The following is a 19,454-nucleotide window of genomic DNA, read 5'->3' as shown; positions in this document are numbered from 1 at the left end:
TCCGAAGGAGCGACGATAAAATATGAAAGTAATCATAACAGGAGCCACCGGAATGGTTGGCGAAGGTGTTTTGCTAGAATGCCTCCAAAACGAAAAGGTAACAGCTGTGCTGAGCATTTCGCGTCGTACCGCGGCTATTCAACATCCTAAATTGAAGGAACTTTTGGTGGACGACTTTACTAAACTTTCGCTATTTAGAGATGCGATTGCAGGGTATGATGCCTGCTTTTACTGTGCAGGTGTAAGTTCTGTGGGAATGAAAGAAGACAAGTACCGTTATATTACTTATGATACGACACTAGCTTTTGCAAAGTCCCTGCTGGAAATTAATCCGGAGATCAGTTTTATTTATGTGTCCGGCGGAAGCACCGATAGCACGGAGCAAGGCAAGGTGATGTGGGCTAGGGTTAAGGGTAAGACAGAGAATGATCTGGCCAAATTACCGTTCAAAAAGGAGTATAACTTTAGACCGGGGGCAATGACGACTGTTGCAGGGCAAAAGCATGCCAATCCCTTTGCTTTTGTGGCCAAAATCATCAAGTTTTTTGCCCCTTCGGCAGTACTATCCTTGCATGAGGTCGGAAGGGCAATGATACATGCTGTGGAAAGAGATGGTGTTAATAATATATTGGAGATTAAAGATATTCGCGCTTTGGCTTAAAGCGCTCGGGATTTTATGGCTATGCCCATTGCCAGTTTAGTTCCTCCCGATAGTCTATTTGAAGACGCTGACAAAGCTGCTGCAGGAAAACTTTGAATTCAGCGATATCTGATAGTTGATTTTTTGGAAAAAATAATTGGTCAGCCATTTTTAATTTTATAAAAAAAGCCGAGGACGTTTCCGTTATATATTCAAATTGGTTGAATTGATATTTAGCTTCCATTTGATCACTTTTGATTTCCAGATGATCATCTTCAAAAGTGATGGTATGGACAAGGCCGATGCGGTTTTTGAACTCTTGGCTCCTGACATATCTGGTGCCGTATTTTTTATAGTATATTCCCAGGTATTTTTGAAAAAACAGGAACGCGAGTAGGCCGACAAGGATAATTAGAATTGCCAGAAATTTTTCATAATAAAAGAAGGGAACTGCGAGGATCAGCATCAACAACAAGAAAAGTAAGCGTGCATTCTTACGGGCTTTAATGATCTGTGGAGATTTGGACATGCTAAAAAGTATGGCTTCCAATTGATCCTGTTCGGAAAGTGTTAGTTTCAGTTCTTTCATAAGATAAAAATATTAATTTTTTGGATTAGGCCCTGTCGAACTTGAGGTATTGAATTAATTTTGAAAAATACTCCTGATTCCAAATGTCGAGAGCAGTATGATCGGGAATAAACCTTACGATATCTTCTTTCACACTATTCATATTCACTGTATTTATTTTGATCTTGAGGAGATCTAGTATATCTTCTTTTGATATTGTAGATTTTTTCCAATCATTTGTGTCTTGGGCACGTAATAGGAAGTGATTAATATCCAAAGAAACACCTTTTTTTATGTACCATTCCAAATCATACCAATCTCTTCCCTTCACTCTATTTTTCCATTTTCTAAACAATAATGCGTGCATTTTACCCGCAAATAAGCTTGGCAGAGTAAAGCATTTAATATAAAAAGAGAATGGACGAAGTAGTAATTTATCTTCTGTTTCAAAACCTAATGGAGGTTTTTTGTCGACTTCTATTTTTATCTTAATGACAGGCATATTTCCCAGGCCCACCTGAGGAATGACTTCTTCTAATACTAATTCTTTCCAGACGGTGTCAGATTTCAGAAAGGCAGATTCTACGGAGGAGGTAACAGTTTTCTTTTTTTCATTTATGCTGATTGTCATTCCCAACGCTTTAAACTCATTTGTAATTGCCTCAAAATAGGGTTCAAAAGAAAAATTGGGGTCTATTGATAAAAGTGAAAAATCAAGGTCCTCGGAGTACCTATCCAATTGGTAAAAAATGCGAAGTGCTGTTCCGCCATAAAATGCAGCCTTTTCGAAAAAACCAGATCTTTGAAGTCCTGCTAATGCAACCTCTTGCATAATCTCCCGGATTGCGTCAAAGGTTTGTTGTTGATTCTGCGGATTATATTCTTTGAGCCATTCTTTTATCATAAGTTGTAGAGAGTTTTGATTAACATTTCTAAACTGTTTTTTTTCGGCGCATCAGGAATCCATGACGCTATTTCTGAAAGATTGAGTTCTTTGAGTTTTTCTTCGTCTATCCTCATATCTTCTATTAAAAAATCTATTACTTGATTTGTGCTTCGGAGAAGTATTCCAGAAGTGGTAATGATTTTGTCACATAATGCCTTTTCGGGTGAACCGATTATTATAGATTGTTTTGGGGTGAGTTGTGCCGTCTTTTGGCCAAAGGAATAATAAGGGAGGCCAACGTGAGCGAAACTAAACCTACCAATTTTTGGATTAAAAACCTTTGTCGCTTTTAGGGTAATTGAACTAATTTCATACACTTTTTCAGGAATATAGCCCCAATAAGAAAGAGCAGATTCCATAGATATATAACTGGGGCCCCATAGATGGTTTGCTATTAAAAATAACTCTGGACCTAAGATTTTACTTTTGGGGCCAGGTATATAAAATCCTCGCTTCACTGCTGTCAATATTCCCGATTTCACAAGCTCATTTATTTTGTCGTTGGGGCGCTTGTAATCCTTAAGAATGGACAAGGCTATTTGTCGCGTAATAGGTGTTTCTGCGTAATTTTCTAAAGCCTGTTTAATATCCATTTTGTTAAATATTTATATAATAATCGGAATTATTCCGATTATTTGCAAATTATTTGACATAATTGTAATTGGCTTTGTTACTTTGTAATATGCTTTCTATTCAACTTGTTCGAGCAGCTGTTGGCTGGAAATTTTCTCAAAATAGATTTCCATCTCATTGTTACATTTTTCGATAAACGTTTTGGTGAGTTCCTGTAATCTTGGGAAGGTTAGCGGATTCGCTTTGTAATTTACATTATACCTAAATTCCTGCTGTGCTTCCGTAATGTTTTTAAAGGCGTAAAGATGATCCTCATGATCTAGGCAAAATGTTGCGTAGGCATCAGGGACTATCAATTTGCAGAGTGTCATCAGAAAAGTCAGGTTGACACGTTGTGGTTTGTATTGGATGACGGAATTGATTACCCCGAGACAAGCCTGCTCCAACGCTTGCGATAGCATATAATATGTGGCCTCGATGCTTATTGACGACCTATCTTCCTCGTAGGGTAAATATAATGTGTGCGCATTATTATAGCGCGTCTTCCACTGTTGATGTACATAATCCAAATTAAGCTGTGGGGCAACGATACTTTCCAGATCGATATTTGCTATTGATGGATTTTGAAACCAGATGTCACCGGCTTTTAGGAGCGAAAGAAAAAAAGGATGACCCTTTAAAAGCTGTTTGCTGAAAGCGGCTGAGTTTTCAAGGGCCAGCGTAAGCGATACATTGTTGGGGAGCAAATCCGTAATGAGCTGGGGTAGATTATTTAGCTCGGCGTTTAAAGTATCATAAGCGACAAAAATATAGTAAGTATGCGTGATACAATCATTTTTGGCTTTTTGGAGCGCATTCTGATATTTGTGATGATCAGAATCATAACCGAAACATACTATCAGCGCAGGAGTGCAATAGCGCTCTATAACGTTTAAAATGAGGTCTCGATAATTGGCGTTACAATAGCTTTGTTTGTATATTTCATTGTTATTTTTGCAATTTTCAACTTCGTTGTTAGCAGCTGGGACTGGGTTAAGTTTTGACTTAATTTCTTCGAACAAAAGATTGGAATAATCGTAGATCCAGTTTAATGTATTGATAGCAATTTGATAGGCTGTTTCTAATACATCTTCATCGATAAAATAGTCAAAGTGATATCGATAGTCAATGTAAGCCTTGTTGATTTTCTCCAAAGCTTGTTTGTTTTCCATGTTATCTGTTAGTGTGCCGAGGCGATCGTCGAAAGCTTTGAGATAGTTTATATGGTTTTTTAGGGAATGGGACTTTTTATCCTCAACGACAAGGATATTTTCTGCTGTTCGAAATGCAAGTTCTAAAGCTTGGTGTAGCATGAATGCTGCATGTGCATAATTTTTATGCTCGAAATAGAAATTGTAGCCATCTATAAAAGATCGAATCTTGCCCTTTTCCTTATTGATATATGTCCGTGTTTTTTCGATGACTTCATCACTTTTATTATTTTGTAAGACAAGGGGGATATCTTGCATAGGATTCTGATAAATACGGTTTTCAGGTTGGCAAATAAGATAGGCCCGGCCTAAACCTTGATTCAATTTTTGTTGTATTTCATGCGTGAAGTTCACATTGATATACACATTGGGATAGGAACCAACGGTTTTGTTTATCAGACTGTTTGCATCGGAAAATCGAATTCCGGCATTTGACGTAAGATTGACCTGTAACATCTGATACTTTTTACCATCGTGGTCAAAAGTCCATTGGTAAATTTCATCGACGGCAACAGCACGAAGTATTGCTTCGATAATAGGGTTAATATCGGTGTTCATAATATGGATTGAATAAATGGGCTTTATATTTCTGTTTCTAGAAGAGCTGTTTGTTTTTGATTGAGAGATTCTATCTCTTCAGAAAAAGCTGGTAAATAGGCGAGTTCTATTATTTTGATCATAGTCTGGTAAATTCGTGTACCGTAATCTGAATAGGCGCCGGTATATCGGTTTTTGGCGAGGCCATAGTTGATCCATTCATACAAGATTTCATTCCATTCTTGTTGATCGTATGTTTTAACTGTTGCCAATAGTGCTGACAAAGGATTGTCTAGTTCTTCATTCGATACATAATAAAGTATAATCTCCTCTTTTGCATGCCTAATCAAAACTGATTGGCATTCGGGCAATATCGAAAATGAATTGTCCATACCGATTGGTAGATTAGAGGATTCCTCAGATTTATTGGATAACATCTCCAATAAGGCGTAAAGGCAAGCATAGTTAAAGAGTAGATTTGCCCCCGAAAATTTACTGTTTTCATGATCAGCAGACCAGAATTCTTTTTCGTCGATGACCGTTTGGTACCAATATCGGATATCTTCTCGCCAGCCATTTAGATCGTCTCTATCAAAAAAATCTTTTAATGCTGAGATGGAATAAGATTGGGAAGCAAGCCATTCGGGCGATATGATACGTTTTTTTGGGTGAAGTATTTCGTCTTCTGTTTCGTCCAAAGATTGCTGGGTTTGGCGCTGCTCATCTGCAATGTCTTCTTGATTTTCTTTAACATAGTCTGGAAGTATTTTATTTTCATAGATCTTTCCGAGAGAAGCCGCTAGACGCAGTAAGAATTCTTTTACAGCAACAATTTCATGACCGTTATTGCCTAAAAAGCCGTTATCTCTGTCTCCTAAACTTATCCATAAATCATCAAGAATGTCGTACCATTTTTGCAAAGACTGATAGGAAAAGAATCGACTAATGCTATCTGCTGCTGTGTCAATATTACGTGCCGATGAGTCTGTTGCTAATAGCTGACTCCAGTGGTCTGAAACAAGTTTGCTGAACTTCAACGGCTGTTCTATTGTTTTTAGTTTACATTTCCTAAAAATGACATATGCCAATTCTACCTGTTCAATTAATTTTTTGGTAAGATATCCGATAGAGGAACGCGGTGGGTTCATCTTTGCGTTTGAAGCTGCATTGATTAGCATATTTAGGTCTGCTAACCAGTCAGGTATGGATGTTTCGCTTTCAAAGAACTCTATAAGATATTTCATCGGATCATCGATGTATTCTTGGGTTAAATAGCGAAAATGTTTCGCTTTTAGTTTCTTTTGCGTATTTTTCATCAGATTATATTTTTTTAGTTGATGAAACTGCTACTTGGGCATATACCGATCTGTGCACTGATCTAAAGCCTTGTTGGTTTCATAAATTTTTTGGTTTGTAAAGTGGTTTATAATTGTCTTCGTTGACACTAAATTAAGAACTATTTTTCGGTAAAACAAATATTTTATATTAAAATTTTCGGTAATGAGTTCTGTTTTGAAGAGAATTAAGATTGTTGCGGATAGGGAGGGGATGAGTGTTTCAGCTTTTGAAGCTACAATAGGGGCCAGTAAAGGGGTTTTTACTCGTGCGCTTGCCAATGGAACTGATATACAATCTAAATGGCTAATAAATCTTGTTGAAAAATATCCGCAATATTCTTCCGAGTGGTTACTAAAAGGTGAAGGCGATATGCTAAAGCCTAATCTCGTATTAAAAGAAGAAGAGGAAACTTATTTAACTCCCGAATTGGAGGGAATTACGAACTCTGTAATCAATAGTTTGAGACAGGTTATAGCCTCACAAAATATCACGATAAAATCTCAAGAGAAGACAATTATGTCTTTGGAGAGATTATTGTCTTCATTGGAGCGGGAGATCGAATCCTTAAAGAATTAGTAAATAATCGACGATTTTTAAAAGGGACCTATAGGTGAATGTAAAGGAACGTGTGCTGCTTATTGCTGAAACCAAAGGAATCAGCAAAACTGAGTTTTTCAAAGATGTGCAACTTTCCTATGCAAACTTTAAGGGAGGGCAGAAAAATACTGCACTCAGTTCGGATGCCATGGTTGCTATACTGTCCAGGCATCCCGATATTAGTCCAGCCTGGTTATTGATGGGCGAAGGAACTATGATGCGGAAGGATGAGAGGAATGTGGTAAGTGCTCCACCTGCCGAAACAGCTCCTGCCACTGCCGAAGGCCTCGGAATTTATAGGCAGCTGGTCAATGCCTTAGAGCAAACCGTCAAGGCACAGGAAAAAACAATCCAGTCATTGGAAGGACAGGTGAGTTTATTGCAGCGCAAATAGCCACATCGTGTAGTTTAGAAACCAAATAATTTCCTCCCCAAAAAAATACCTGATTCCGGTGATTTCATTGGCCTCCTTTTTGTTTTAATTTCGTTATTGCAACGGTGCGTGTTTGACCGGCAGCCAGAAAAAGTTTCTGTTGCATTTATAGATGTCTCGTTCCCTGCGGTTGATCGCAATGGAACGACCACTAGTCATGTATTCAAAGAATTAATTTTATGTCGAAAAAAGTATTTGTTATATGCTGTCTGCTTTTAGCTTGTTTTGTGCATCAGGCACTAGCACAGCCTGCGGGTCAGCGCCCAATGTATACCTCAACATGGGGACACCTTTACCGTGAAGCAGGAAACAGTAAAGACCTCTTGGGGGTTTTCCCAACGGAGGCACCTGTCTACCTGCTAGATTCCACCAATACACAGTATAAGGTGCAGGTGAGTAATGGGGATATCGGCTATATTGACCGTCAGCCTTTGAAAAGTGCAATGTTCGGAAAAAGATCTGCCGGCGAGCCAAAGCAATATTTCTATCGTGGAACAACAGATGCCCAATGCCCACATTTCTATGTGCAGGTGTCGCAATTGCGCGTGCGTAAGGCTCCTAATACAACAAGTACCGCTGTGCGTAGGGCCGGGCTCAATGAAATGGTATGTATCGATTATGTGCCGCTCTACACAGATGGATGGGTCTACATTGGAGACCACTTTCATGAAAGTCCGGAGTATATTCAGATGAAATTTTTGGGGTCTGAACTAACGTATGACAAGGTGCTAAGAGAATATCTGGCCGTAAAAGGAAAGGACCAGGAGAAAGAGCTGGCAGCAGTTGGACGCCTGCGTGAGATCGGGTGGACCAAGTATCCCAAATTAAAACAGGCCCTTACCTATTGGAAGGAATCCTATGCTCAAGCGGGAATAGTAGATCCCAAAGTTGATATAGACTTTGAATTACTCTTGGCCAATAAATTCCAAAATGAGCTCCAGTCCGAAGTTTATGCCAAGAAACTGAAAGCGCTGAATTTCCATTTCGAATGGAAAGGAGTGTCGTTAGCTGACGGCAAGATTACGGATGCACAGATGAAGCAACTGGCTTTACAACGGGTTTCCGAAATTCCCGATATGCCCGAATGTGGCTGGGAGCCGCGGTATTACTATAAAACACCGAATATGATCGTTGCCTTCGAAGAAAACTATAAGGGGAAAGTGGTCGGTACGATGTATAAGCTGTTTTTTAGTGATGGCGAAACCATTGTCATGGGCAACGAGCGGATGGATGCCAATTACGCAGAAAAAGACTTTGTAAACCACTTTGGTGAATTGCTTTCGGCAGATTGGATTTCAACACCACATACGTACTATATTCAAAATAGCGATGCAGGATTATTTATATTCAGATTTGTTGATGGGAAACTGGCCAGCTATGAGTGCATGTATTATTGTTAATACTCCGAAATTGTGTAGGGGTCAAGTATAGACTTCCAAGCGTTTGAAAATGTCCTTCCTTTGTGATGTTAGCAAGGATTTTATTAACGAGCAGGAACAGGGATGCTCAAAAAATAAGGCCCTTTGAAGGGGAATTAAAACTCCGCTTTCAAAGGGCCTTTGGATGTTATTGAAATCTTAAATTAGACTACTTGCATTTCAAAGAGTTGTGCAATATGGCCTTTCAATTTTTCTTTCACGTCTTCCATATCGACTTCTTTGCCAAGTTCCCGCTTTAAAGACGTTACATCCTTATCGTCGATACCGCAAGGAATGATGTTGCCAAAATAGTCGAGGTCTGTGTTGACATTGAATGCAAAACCATGCATGGTCACCCAGCGTGAAGCGCGAACCCCCATCGCACAGATTTTGCGTGCCGTCGGTTTATCGGGCTCTATCCATACACCGGTAAATCCAGTATATCTCCCGGCTTCGATACCGAAATCAGCACAGGTCAGTATGATCGCTTCTTCGAGTGTACGCAGATAAAGATGTATATCGGTAAAGAAGTTGTCGAGATCCAGGATCGGGTAACCGACAATCTGTCCCGGACCGTGATAGGTAATGTCGCCACCCCGGTTGATCTTATAGAATTTGGCTTCTTTCTCTTCGAGTCCTTTTTCATCTAACAGCAAGTATTCCTCGTGCCCGCTTTTCCCTAAGGTGTAAACATGGGGATGTGCTGTAAAGATCAAGTAATTCGGGGTACTGGTTGCTGTCGCGTTGACCCTATTGTCGTGCTTAATGTCCAATACGCCCTTAAAGATGGATTCTTGTCTGTCCCAGGCTTCCTGATAATCGACAAGACCCCAATCTTGAAACTGCACCTCTTTGTTCATTTTGTATTTTTTTAAGCTGTGAATGGACATAAGGCCCATTCACAGCATTGTTTGTCAAAATTAATACAATAAATTATTGTATGGGTAACGCTCATTGTGCATCTTCACAATGATATCGTAAAGTTTTTGTTTGAACTCTTCGATATTCGTTTTATTTGTTGCTGACAGAAAGATTGCGGGATCTGAATTTTTTGCCATCCAGGAATTACGGAAATCATCCAACGTTACCTCGATCTCCTCGCCATCGTGTCCTTCTTCGACCGCCGGTTTATAAAGGTCAATTTTGTTGAACACCGTAATCACCGGTTTGTCCAGCGCTTTAAGGTCCTTCAATGTTTCGTTTACCGCCTGGATATGATCTTCAAAATTCGGATGCGAGATGTCGACTACGTGGATCAGGACATCGGCTTCCCGAACTTCATCCAATGTGGATTTGAAACATTCCACCAAGTGATGCGGTAGTTTGCGGATAAAACCAACGGTATCTGAAAGCAAAAAAGGAAGGTTGTCGATAACAACTTTACGTACTGTCGTATCTAATGTTGCGAAAAGTTTATTCTCGATCAATACATCAGACTTGGAGATCATATTCATGATCGTCGACTTTCCGACATTGGTATAACCTACCAAAGCTACACGGATCATCTCACCACGGTTTTTTCGTTGTGTCTCGTTTTGCTTGTCGATTGCTTTTAGGCGTTCTTTGAACAAGGAAATTTTGTCCAGAATGATCCGTCTATCGGTCTCGATCTGTGACTCCCCCGGACCGCGCATACCAATACCCCCGCGCTGACGTTCCAAGTGGGTCCACATACGGGTCAAACGAGGTAAAAGGTATTGCAGCTGTGCCAATTCCACCTGTGTCTTCGCCTGTGCAGTTTTGGCATGACGGGCAAAGATGTCCAGGATGAGATTGGAGCGGTCCAATATCTTGCGTTTCAGTTCTTTTTCAATATTACGCAACTGCGAAGGTGAAAGCTCATCGTCGAAAACAACGATGTCGACTTCCTCGGCTTCGACGTATGCTTTTATTTCTTCCAGCTTTCCACTACCGACAAATGTAGCGCGATCCGGGAAGCCCAGTTTCTGTGTAAACATGCCTTTGGTCTCGCCACCGGCAGTCTGTACAAGAAATTCAAGTTCCTCCAAGTATTCTTTTGCTTTTGTCTCCGTCACACTTGGAGTGATGACACTCACCAAGACGGCTGTTTCGGGTTTTATAGCTGTATCGTGTATTTTAAATCTGGCCATTTTGTACTATTAAGTCTTTCAAGTGAAGTCGGCAGGTCATTAAGCTTTGCAATGTGCGCTAGTGCCTACCTCTTGTTATACGTTCACTTTTTAATTATTTTCAATGAGCTCGCAAGCCCGGTTTTTGTTTGAAAAGGTAAATTTAAGAATTTATGCGTTTGTACACCACACAAGACTGATGCCGATTATGACATAATTCTCCATTAACCAATAAATTTCCTGTGATTTGCTTACCAGGGCAACTCAAAATATGTAAGCGTTCGGTCGCCATCTTTTGCCTAGTAAAAGAAGGGATATTTTTCTATATCATGTTCATAATGATGCAAAAGTAAATAAATTTGGTTTTATATACAAAAAAGATAAATTGTCTTCAAAAGCTAATTAACAACAATTCGTATCCTATTTATGTTGAAGAGCCGCCTTTAGATTCCAATGCGCTCTGTTTATTCACTTAAACACGTTATCGATTTATTTGCTGGCCCCGTTTTTTGTCGCGAAAATGACATGCGGTTAAGAAATCTTGTCCCAAGCAATGCCATCGGATTTTCTGGCGAGGAAGCTTCGCAGTAAATGATTCTTTTCGCTTTGTAGTGTTGGGTCTTCTTTGAAAATAGCAATGACGGTGTTACGGCATTCGGTAAGCAATGCCTGATCTGTCGCTAGGTTCGCCATCTTGAGGTCAAGTACACCCGACTGTTGGGTGCCCGATATATCGCCTGGACCACGTAGCTGTAGGTCGACTTCTGCAATCTCAAACCCGTCATTGGTACGCACCATTGTATCCAGCCTTAATCGTCCTTCTTTGCTCAGCTTATTGCCCGACATCAGGATACAGAAAGACTGTTCGGCACCGCGGCCTACGCGGCCACGCAATTGGTGCAGCTGGGATAATCCAAAACGTTCGGAATTTTCAATGACCATGACCGATGCATTAGGAACATTAACTCCGACCTCTATAACGGTGGTGGCAACCATGATCTGCGTTTCATGTTTGACAAATCGTTGCATCTCAAAGTCTTTATCTTTTACGGGCATCTTGCCGTGAACAATACTGATCTTGTATTGTGGTAGCGGAAATTCGCGTTGCAAATTCTCAAGGCCTGCTTCCAGGTAAATCAGATCCAGTTTTTCGCTTTCCTTGATGAGGGGATATACCAGGTAGACCTGCCTGCCTTTGGCGATCTCCTCGCGCATGAAGCCGAACATCCTTAAACGAGAGCTTTCAAAAAAGTGAACAGTCTTAATCGGTTTACGTCCAGCAGGTAATTCGTCAATTACAGAGATGTCCAAGTCGCCGTACATAGTCATCGCTAGTGTGCGTGGAATAGGTGTGGCTGTCATGACCAACATATGCGGTGGAATGACATTCTTCCGCCAGAGTTTGGCCCGTTGTTCTACGCCAAAGCGATGCTGTTCGTCAATAACAACGAAGCCCAGGTTTTTGAACTGCACCTTATCCTCGATCAGGGCATGGGTACCAATTAAAATATCCAGGCTGCCATCTTCCAGTGCCTGGTGGATCAGACGGCGTTCCTTCGTGCTTGTGGAGCCTGTAAGTAGTTTAATATTGACGATGTCATCGCCTACGAGCTGCTTGAGTCCATGATAATGCTGTGTCGCCAGGATTTCTGTGGGGGCCATCATACAGGCCTGAAATCCATTGTCGACAGCGAGTAGCATGCTCATCAGGGCAACAACTGTTTTCCCGGAGCCAACATCACCCTGCACCAGACGGTTCATCTGCGCGCCTGTATTGGTATCGATACGGATTTCCTTCACAACGCGCTTCTGTGCGCCTGTCAACGGGAACGGAAGGCGCTCATTAAAAAATGTGTTGAATTTTTCACCGACTTTATTGAACCGCTGGCCTCTAAACTTCTGGGTATTGAGCTGTTTGTTGTTGAGCAACTTGAGCTGAATAAAGAATAGTTCTTCAAACTTGATGCGTTTGATCGCTTGGTTCAGCTCCTTTTGATCGCTTGGAAAGTGTATGGATGCGAAAGCCTGCTGCCGCGATATGAGGCGATGTTTAGTGAGAACTTCCTGGGGAAGCGATTCGCCTATAGTGCGAAATACGGTTTCCAGTGCAGTCTGCTGTAGCCGCTGTATGCCTTTGGCATCAAGGTTGAATTTTTTGAGTTTCTCCGTTGAAGAGTATACAGGCTGTAAGCTCATATTGCCTACCTGTTTTACCTGCGGGTTGTACAGGTCCATTTCGGGATGAGTAATGGATAGTTGTCCATTGAATTCACTCGGCTTGCCATAAATAATATAGGCCGAACCTACTTTCAGTGATTTTTGGAGCCATGGGATAGACTGAAACCAGACAAGTTCCATGGAGCCGGTTTCGTCCTTGAATGAACCGACAAGGCGTTTTGTCTTTTTCTCACCCACGAGCTGTAAAGAAACCAGACGGCCCAGGACCTGTGCTGCCATCATGTCTGGGTGGAGTTTCCTAATTTTATGGAATTCCGTACGATCGATATAACGGAAAGGATATTGCGTCAGTAGATCACCAATGGTAAATACCTGCAACTCTTTCTTGAGCACATCTGCCTTTTGTGGACCTACACCTTTGAGGTATTCTATGGGGGTAATTAAACTTAATTCAGCCATTCTTCTAGAATGGCTAAATTACGAAAAATTTAATTTTTACGATTTATATACTTCTACAAATGGTTTTCCATCCCTGCATTGAACTGGTCTAGCCATATTTGGACAGTCGCCTTGACAGGTTGTTTTCTCCAAACGCAGCTTGTTTTCCATGAGGCGGTTATAGAGCGCTATTTTTTCTATCATCTCGTTTGATCGGATGGTTTTGTGTACGGCAATTCCTTCCATACAACAGCCTGTGCGTAAAAAATGGCTGGTCCAATCGTTTGGATTCGAGCAGGTCACGTCTTTATAGAACTCTTTTAGCTCCTTGAGTCTTTTGGGTAGTTCTGCGTTGATTTCTTCAAGCGATAGATCGTAGGCAAAACGCAGTGCGGCTTTACCGTTATAACAGACTTTCCCCACAGGTGGATTGGGCGCTGGCATTGATAGGCGTTGTGCATCATAGTACGTTTTTCCTTCACGTTCGGCTGCTTTATTTAGCTCATCTTGGAGATGATCTAATTCGAGATTCAATTTTTCGAATTGGGTTTTCAGTGAAGAATGCACTAGGTAATATGTATAATATGGACGCTGTACAATTTCAAACTCTTCAATATTTGTGCAGGGAACAGATTCAAGCAGCTTGTTGAGTTCCTGCGCCTTTGCATTGACTTGCTCATTCCAATATTCGTACGATTTAGAACTATCTTTCGAACAGGCAAAGAAGAGTATAAGTCCAATAATCGGGACTATAAAGATTATTTTTTTCATGTTTGGTTAATTAGGGTTTTTGCTATTTTTATGTGTAGAATCTGTCTATTCGTATTTAATTGTTGCCTGCCCTTCTTTGCAGATAATACCTGTTGGTTTTTGATAAGGTGTGCAATTTATTCTGGGCGCCATCATCGGCTGGTATATTTCCATCAGTTTGTTGTTGTCATTGATCATATTCTGCAATTTTGTTTTGTCTACAGATTTGTGGTAGGGGAGGTAACTTATTCCGCACACTGTCCGTATTTCCATCATTTCCCATTCCGTAGCGTCAGTACATGATTTTGGGCTAGCAAAAGCAACGATTTTGCGGTACTTCTCATTGGAAAGCGACTCAAGTTCCTTTTCTGTTTTGTCTTTGTAGGGATTTTCTAAATGTGATTCTGATTTACAGACAACAAATAGCAGGCTGCATGCTAAGAGGGTGGTTATACCCAAAATGGAAAGATTTTTCATAATATTCTTCTTGGTTTTTTAACTAAACGGGTAATTTTTGATCTCTGCTACAGGAGGTCTCTATTAAGTTTTTGTTAAGGGAACTTGGAGTATGTCGCAGTAGCCGTGAGAAGAGAAGAGAAGAGAAGAGAAGAGAAGAGAAGAGAAGAGAAGAGAAGAGAAGAGAAGAGAAGAGAAGAGAAGAGACTTGGTTAAAGTTGGAGGATAGGTATTAATTGTATAAAAACAGGGCTGTCCAATTGTTTTGGACAGCCCTGTTTAAGATTTATTTCGGATGATTTCTCGATTAGAAATTACCCTTATTTACATCCCACCAAAGTCTGGTACCGCCGTTGTCAGGTCCGCCCAACAAGGAGATTGCAGATTGTACTTCGGCTGCATTTGTATTGTATTCATTTTGTGGGAACGGTAAACGACGGATCTGTATTTTAGTATCGATCAGTCCACCACTATTATTGACAACAACTGGGAATAGACGTGGATATCCTGTACGACGGAATTCACTCCAAGCCTCTTGTCCTTCAGGGAAGATCGCCAACCATTTCTGTGTGATAATACGTTCCAATTTTTCTTCGTTGGTAGCACCCTCATTCCATTTGATGGTCAGTGTGCTTGGTGAAGCTGCATTATTCTTCGCATTGAAAGGATCCTCGTAAGCTGCTGCCTTACTTGTATTATCATTTAGGTAAGTGCTTAAACCTGATGTTACACCCCATTGCGTAAAGGAAGTTTCCACTCCTTTTTCATAAAGTGATTGTGCTGTTCCGCCAGCATTGTTCCAACCTCTCAATGCTGCTTCGGCACGTAGGAAGTAAACCTCAGCAGCAGTCATTAATAATGGTGCTGTTGTCGCTACGAAAGTAGGCGTTGTACCTTCGGTATTCAAAGCCGATAGCTTTTGGTATTTATCCTTTTCGATACCCTCTGCTCCTGCGCGGATTCCAATGTATTTACCAGCGAAAGCCGTTGTGGTTGCATCTTTAATGACGGGCGCCATGTACTTAGAGATACGAGGGTCGTTCAATCCTGTCATATAAGACGAAAGCGTCGCATTGATACGTGTGTCAGCCCAGTTTTTGGAAATAAACCAAAGCGGGTTGCTGTAGGTTCCATCTGCCGGTACAGTGATCTTGAAGTTTTCGCTATTGCTTTCCAAGACACCACCATTTGCTGGATCCAATGCTTTTTCAGCTTGTGTTTTCGCTAATGTCGCATCGATTTTAACCAAACGCATCGCTAAACGAAGGCGCAATGAATTGGCAATTTTCAACCAATTTTTAAATCTGACCTGATTATCTGTATTCGGAAATACAAGGTCGATCTGGTCAATTTTAGCAGCCATTGGACTATCTGCTTTGTATGATTTCAATGCTGTTACAGCCTCATCAAGCTCTTTGAAGAAAGCAGCATATACATCCGATTGTTTGTCGTATGGAACGGTATTCGAAGTACCTACTTTACTATATGGAATAGGACCATAGATATCTGTCACCCGACTGGCCGCTTCTACTTTTATCACTAATGCGGAGCCCCATAGTGCTGGATATGTTTCTGCAAGTCCATTGCTTTTTAGCTTCTCAATGGATTTGATAACGTTGAGATATAAGACCTGGAACGGTTCGCCATTCCATCCATTAACCATCGCATAATTCAGGTTGTTTTGTCCGCTATTGAAAGGCGTAGGTGACATGAAAAAGCCTGAAAAAACGTCTGCATTCAAGTTTTGTTGTACCTGATAGGAGTTAGGGTCTCCAGCACCGGAAAAGTTATAGATAGACATTTGTGCATTTCTGAGAAAAAGCACAAGATCCTGTCCATCACCTTTTAAATCTTCGTCGGTAAGCCCAATATTGTTTTTATTGTATTCTTCGAAATTCTTTGTACAGCTGGTCAATGTTCCTCCGAGAAGTAACAGGGCAAGCGAGAATTTAGATATATGTTTGATATTAAATTTCATTGTTGATCGTTTAGAAAGTTGCATTTAATGTAAGACCGTAATTACGCGTAGCAGGCATCATAAAGATATCCACACCGCTCAACGAATTGCCTGTTGACATCGTTACTTCCGGGTCAAAAGGCGCTTTTTTCGAAATGTAGAATAGGTTTCTTCCTACAGCATTTACACGCAGTTTTTTGAAAAAGCTATCTTTGATATTGAAGTCATAGCCAAAGGTCAACTCACGAAGTCTCACGACTGTTCCGTCATAGATATATTGGCTGCTGACAGGACCTATACCTCCAGTTGATGTATACCATTTCTCAGCATCGACGACAGAAACAGGAGTTCCATTTGGTGTAACGCCGTTTACAGCAACACCACCATTTGCTCGGGCTGCTCCAGTTGCCTCAGATACGCCATAACCATCCATTACCGACTGTGTAATTGACATGACATCATAATTAAACTTGCCGTCAATCAAGAAACTTAAGTTGAAATTTTTATAATTGAAACTATTGTTCCAGCCCATTTGCCAAATTGGGTTCGAATTTCCTAATTTGGTATAGGCGTTGGTTTTTTGTGGAATACCATCTTCAGAAATAATAATCCTTCCTTCACCATCACGAACAAAATCCTGCCCGTAAATATCACCAAAAGAACCGCCTACTTCAAGTTTGGAAGCAAAGTTGTTTTGATTTTCACCAGTTAGATTAAATTCAGGAACAGCATCAGCTAGTTTCTTTATTTTATTTTTATTGTAGGTGAAGTTGACGCTTGTTGTCCATTTGAAATTGTCATTTCTAATAGCATCCAATGATACCAATGCTTCAACACCTTGGTTTTGGATATCGCCTGCATTAATCGCATATTGCTTGTTTAATGAAGCTTGGCTAGCAGCGACCTTGAAGAACTGATTCGTCGTGTTTGTTTTGTAGTACGTAACATCCACATTCAAACGGTTGTTCCACATACGCCATTCTGTACCGATCTCAAAAGATTTGGTTTTTTCAGGCTTTAATGTTTTTAAGAAAGCAATGTCATTGACTGTCAATACTGCATATGGATTCACCGTGTTTGTTAATAAACTGGTATATGGAGGCAAGTCGTTGCCCACTACCGCATATGAACCACGAACTTTGGCCATATTGACAAATTCAGGCAAGTTTAACTTGTCGTTCAATACGACGCCCAATCCCGCAGAAGGGTAAAAGAAAGATTTTGTTCCTGTGAAAGCTAAGGTACTAGACCAGTCGTTTCTCGCCGTCAGATCTAAATAGATCCAGTTGTCATAAGCTAAGTTTGCTGATGCAAATACCGATTGTAATTGTCTCCGATTAGCCGACAATGTCGAAGTCACAGGAGTTGTTGTGTTCTGAATAAAGAACTGATTGGGGATTTTTAATCCATCAATACCTGTGTTAAAATCTACACCTTCGGTTTTCCAGTCTGTGATACTTGTTCCGACCAATCCAGTAATCTGAAATTTATCACTGACATTAAAGTTCATGTTGGCAACCACATCACCATATTGTTGTGTAATGGTCGTATTTGTGTAATTATAGTTACCATTTGTTTTTCCTAAAGGATTCGGTGTGCTCGCATAGACTTTGCGGTCCCAAACCTCTGAAGTACGATCGACACTTCCTCTGGCTTGAATGCTGATCCATGGGGCAACCTTATATTTTGCGCTACCATTTAAAAGCAAACGGTTTCGGGTTGATTGAGTAGGGTTTCTATTGACGATCCACCATGGATTTTGTTGTGTTGTAGGGCTATCGCTCAGGCTGAACCAGTTTTGTTCATTCAGATTGCGACTTGTATTAAAGGTTTCGAAATTTTTGTAGTCTGCGATATTTAAGCTTCGAGGTAATAGGTAGGTTCCAACCAATGGGTTGTAATAAAACCCTGAAGTAGGTGCATTATCTAATTTTTGGGTAATGTAATTGGCACTACCTTCAACAGTCAACTTATTATCAAAAAATGAAGCACTCTCCTTAAGGTTGAAATTGTGACGCATCAGGTCATTTTCTGGAAGAATACCTTTTGCAAGCGTATTTGCATAAGAGAAGTACGTTTGATTTTTTTCGTTACCTCCAGACAATGTCAATGAATTGGTGAAGTTGCTACCTGTGCGGAAAAATTCACCTACATTATCATAGTTGGCTCCATTGGTTTTGTCGCCCCAGCTAAATACACTGGTGTTACTGTTTTTACCACCCGAACCTTGACCATATTGGTTTTGGAATTTAGGTGTTGATACAGCTTGTTCGATCTGTGCACTTGACGAGAAGTTAATCGTTGTGCGACCTTGTTTACCTGATTTTGTTGTTACCAAGATAACGCCGTTGGCTGCTTGGCTACCATATAATGCAGCCGCAGATGCTCCTTTTAATACAGAAATGTTTTCGATATCTTCTGGGTTGATCAATGAAATAGGGTCGCCACCATCACGTTGTCCACCGAAAACGTTGTCTGGCTGACTTGCCAATGTCTGGTTATTGATTGGAACCCCATCGACAACATAAAGTACCTGGTTGTTGCCGGAAGCCGATTTGTTACCACGCAAAATAACTTTTGCTGAACCACCTGGTCCAGAAGAGCTGGAAGCAATGTTAACACCGGCAACTTTACCGTTTAAATTATTCGCCAAGTTGGTGCTTTTAACTTTGTTTAATTCGTCACCACTGACCTGTTGTGTAGAGTATGTTAATGATTTTTGTGCACGGCTAATACCCAAAGCAGTAACGACTACACTTTCCAGTTGTTGGGTTTGTTCTTCCAAACTCACCGTTACTGTCGTTTCTCCAGGGCCCAATGTAACCGTTTTATTTTCGTAACCGACTGTACTGATGTTCAGTATGCGATTCTTATCGTCGACATTGATCTGAAATGCACCTTTAACATCCGTAGAACTTGCGTTGGAAGTGCCCAATACTTTGATTGTGGCACCTGGAATAGGAGCTTTGGTTTTAGCGTCTACAACCGTTCCCTTTACCTGGTTGGTTTGCGCGTGCAATAAAGATGCTGAAAAAAGCATTGTTGGAACAATACCTAACACCCTTAATGTAGAGTATAATTTGTTATTCATATAGTATATGTGTTATATTCAGTTTTTTATATACATATTTTCATAACGGTGAAATTTTTAATGAAATGGGCTAATTCCATTTAGCATTTTGGTTAGAAGAGAAGATATTGAATAATCGGGGGGCAAAATAAGTGATTATTTGTAATAGTGTGTATGCTATTCAATACCTAGTTATAGGAAGAAAGAGCGCTGTG

Annotated in this window: 16 protein-coding genes; 4 read left to right on the top strand and 12 right to left on the bottom strand. The window is 40.6% G+C overall.

Features of this window, described 5'->3' with window-relative positions:
* The first annotated feature begins 22 nt into the window (after nt 1-22).
* Nucleotides 23-661, top strand: coding sequence for an NAD-dependent epimerase/dehydratase family protein (locus M2419_RS17945; RefSeq protein WP_153844402.1), 639 nt, complete (start codon nt 23-25; stop codon nt 659-661).
* A gap of 19 nt (nt 662-680) precedes the next feature.
* Here the strand turns inward: M2419_RS17945 and M2419_RS17940 are convergent, their stop codons facing one another.
* From M2419_RS17940 to M2419_RS17920, 5 genes are all read right to left on the bottom strand, one after another.
* Complete coding sequence (locus tag M2419_RS17940) at nt 681-1,229, bottom strand: YcxB family protein (protein ID WP_153844401.1); 549 nt, start codon at nt 1,227-1,229, stop codon at nt 681-683.
* 25 nt (nt 1,230-1,254) lie between these two features.
* Nucleotides 1,255-2,112: a nucleotidyl transferase AbiEii/AbiGii toxin family protein gene (locus tag M2419_RS17935; RefSeq protein ID WP_153844400.1), complete on the bottom strand. Its 858-nt coding sequence runs from the start codon at nt 2,110-2,112 to the stop codon at nt 1,255-1,257.
* Nucleotides 2,109-2,747, bottom strand: coding sequence for a hypothetical protein (locus M2419_RS17930; RefSeq protein ID WP_153844399.1), 639 nt, complete (start codon nt 2,745-2,747; stop codon nt 2,109-2,111). Before M2419_RS17930 ends, M2419_RS17935 begins: the two co-directional genes overlap by 4 nt.
* Before the next feature lie 96 nt (nt 2,748-2,843).
* Nucleotides 2,844-4,535, bottom strand: coding sequence for a HEPN domain-containing protein (locus M2419_RS17925; protein ID WP_259255485.1), 1,692 nt, complete (start codon nt 4,533-4,535; stop codon nt 2,844-2,846).
* 23 nt (nt 4,536-4,558) lie between these two features.
* Nucleotides 4,559-5,830, bottom strand: a complete 1,272-nt coding sequence (locus M2419_RS17920) for a hypothetical protein (RefSeq protein ID WP_153844397.1) — start codon at nt 5,828-5,830, stop codon at nt 4,559-4,561.
* Nucleotides 5,831-6,014: 184 nt separating this feature from the next.
* Between M2419_RS17920 and M2419_RS17915 the strand changes: the two genes are divergently transcribed.
* The 3 genes from M2419_RS17915 (at nt 6,015) to M2419_RS17905 (ending at nt 8,282) form a co-directional block, all read left to right on the top strand.
* The gene (locus M2419_RS17915) at nt 6,015-6,428 is read left to right on the top strand and encodes a hypothetical protein (protein ID WP_153844396.1); all 414 of its coding nucleotides are present in this window, start codon (nt 6,015-6,017) and stop codon (nt 6,426-6,428) included.
* A gap of 34 nt (nt 6,429-6,462) precedes the next feature.
* Nucleotides 6,463-6,843 carry a hypothetical protein gene (locus tag M2419_RS17910; protein WP_153844395.1) on the top strand — a complete coding sequence of 127 codons (381 nt, stop codon included), beginning with the start codon at nt 6,463-6,465 and terminating at the stop codon, nt 6,841-6,843.
* Between the two features lie 218 nt (nt 6,844-7,061).
* A complete protein-coding gene (locus M2419_RS17905; RefSeq protein WP_153844394.1) occupies nt 7,062-8,282 on the top strand; it encodes a hypothetical protein in 1,221 nt (406 codons plus the stop codon).
* Between the two features lie 182 nt (nt 8,283-8,464).
* Here M2419_RS17905 and lipB read toward each other — a convergent pair whose 3' ends face one another.
* The 7 genes from lipB to M2419_RS17870 form a co-directional block, all read right to left on the bottom strand.
* Nucleotides 8,465-9,160: a lipoyl(octanoyl) transferase LipB gene (gene lipB / locus M2419_RS17900; protein ID WP_153844393.1), complete on the bottom strand. Its 696-nt coding sequence runs from the start codon at nt 9,158-9,160 to the stop codon at nt 8,465-8,467.
* Nucleotides 9,161-9,220: 60 nt separating this feature from the next.
* Nucleotides 9,221-10,411, bottom strand: coding sequence for a GTPase HflX (gene hflX / locus M2419_RS17895; RefSeq protein ID WP_259255484.1), 1,191 nt, complete (start codon nt 10,409-10,411; stop codon nt 9,221-9,223).
* Between the two features lie 510 nt (nt 10,412-10,921).
* On the bottom strand, nt 10,922-13,027 hold the full coding sequence (recG, locus tag M2419_RS17890) for an ATP-dependent DNA helicase RecG (RefSeq protein WP_182982256.1): 2,106 nt from the start codon (nt 13,025-13,027) through the stop codon (nt 10,922-10,924).
* 36 nt (nt 13,028-13,063) lie between these two features.
* Nucleotides 13,064-13,777, bottom strand: a complete 714-nt coding sequence (locus M2419_RS17885) for a hypothetical protein (RefSeq protein WP_153844391.1) — start codon at nt 13,775-13,777, stop codon at nt 13,064-13,066.
* Between the two features lie 45 nt (nt 13,778-13,822).
* Entirely contained in the window at nt 13,823-14,233 is a 411-nt protein-coding gene (locus tag M2419_RS17880; protein ID WP_259255483.1) for a hypothetical protein, read from the bottom strand.
* Between the two features lie 286 nt (nt 14,234-14,519).
* Nucleotides 14,520-16,190: a RagB/SusD family nutrient uptake outer membrane protein gene (locus M2419_RS17875; protein ID WP_259255482.1), complete on the bottom strand. Its 1,671-nt coding sequence runs from the start codon at nt 16,188-16,190 to the stop codon at nt 14,520-14,522.
* A gap of 10 nt (nt 16,191-16,200) precedes the next feature.
* On the bottom strand, nt 16,201-19,260 hold the full coding sequence (locus M2419_RS17870; protein WP_259255481.1) for a SusC/RagA family TonB-linked outer membrane protein: 3,060 nt from the start codon (nt 19,258-19,260) through the stop codon (nt 16,201-16,203).
* Between the last annotated feature and the right edge of the window lie 194 nt (nt 19,261-19,454).

Origin of the sequence: Sphingobacterium sp. BIGb0116 (assembly GCF_024808035.1) — a bacterium.
Lineage (GTDB): Bacteria > Bacteroidota > Bacteroidia > Sphingobacteriales > Sphingobacteriaceae > Sphingobacterium > Sphingobacterium paramultivorum.
The sequence above is the reverse complement of the archived record's forward strand: the minus strand, read 5'-3'. Positions and strand labels throughout refer to the sequence as shown.

Excerpts from the sequence above, each read along its gene's own strand:
- M2419_RS17945 (WP_153844402.1), top strand. The coding sequence starts at position 23 with ATGAAAGTAATCATAACAGGAGCCACCGGAATGGTTGGCGAAGGTGTT.
- M2419_RS17940 (WP_153844401.1), bottom strand. The coding sequence starts at position 1,229 with ATGAAAGAACTGAAACTAACACTTTCCGAACAGGATCAATTGGAAGCC.
- M2419_RS17935 (WP_153844400.1), bottom strand. The coding sequence starts at position 2,112 with ATGATAAAAGAATGGCTCAAAGAATATAATCCGCAGAATCAACAACAA.
- M2419_RS17930 (WP_153844399.1), bottom strand. The coding sequence starts at position 2,747 with ATGGATATTAAACAGGCTTTAGAAAATTACGCAGAAACACCTATTACG.
- M2419_RS17925 (WP_259255485.1), bottom strand. The coding sequence starts at position 4,535 with ATGAACACCGATATTAACCCTATTATCGAAGCAATACTTCGTGCTGTT.
- M2419_RS17920 (WP_153844397.1), bottom strand. The coding sequence starts at position 5,830 with ATGAAAAATACGCAAAAGAAACTAAAAGCGAAACATTTTCGCTATTTA.
- M2419_RS17915 (WP_153844396.1), top strand. The coding sequence starts at position 6,015 with ATGAGTTCTGTTTTGAAGAGAATTAAGATTGTTGCGGATAGGGAGGGG.
- M2419_RS17905 (WP_153844394.1), top strand. The coding sequence starts at position 7,062 with ATGTCGAAAAAAGTATTTGTTATATGCTGTCTGCTTTTAGCTTGTTTT.
- lipB (WP_153844393.1), bottom strand. The coding sequence starts at position 9,160 with ATGAACAAAGAGGTGCAGTTTCAAGATTGGGGTCTTGTCGATTATCAG.
- hflX (WP_259255484.1), bottom strand. The coding sequence starts at position 10,411 with ATGGCCAGATTTAAAATACACGATACAGCTATAAAACCCGAAACAGCC.
- recG (WP_182982256.1), bottom strand. The coding sequence starts at position 13,027 with ATGGCTGAATTAAGTTTAATTACCCCCATAGAATACCTCAAAGGTGTA.
- M2419_RS17885 (WP_153844391.1), bottom strand. The coding sequence starts at position 13,777 with ATGAAAAAAATAATCTTTATAGTCCCGATTATTGGACTTATACTCTTC.
- M2419_RS17880 (WP_259255483.1), bottom strand. The coding sequence starts at position 14,233 with ATGAAAAATCTTTCCATTTTGGGTATAACCACCCTCTTAGCATGCAGC.
- M2419_RS17875 (WP_259255482.1), bottom strand. The coding sequence starts at position 16,190 with ATGAAATTTAATATCAAACATATATCTAAATTCTCGCTTGCCCTGTTA.
- M2419_RS17870 (WP_259255481.1), bottom strand. The coding sequence starts at position 19,260 with ATGAATAACAAATTATACTCTACATTAAGGGTGTTAGGTATTGTTCCA.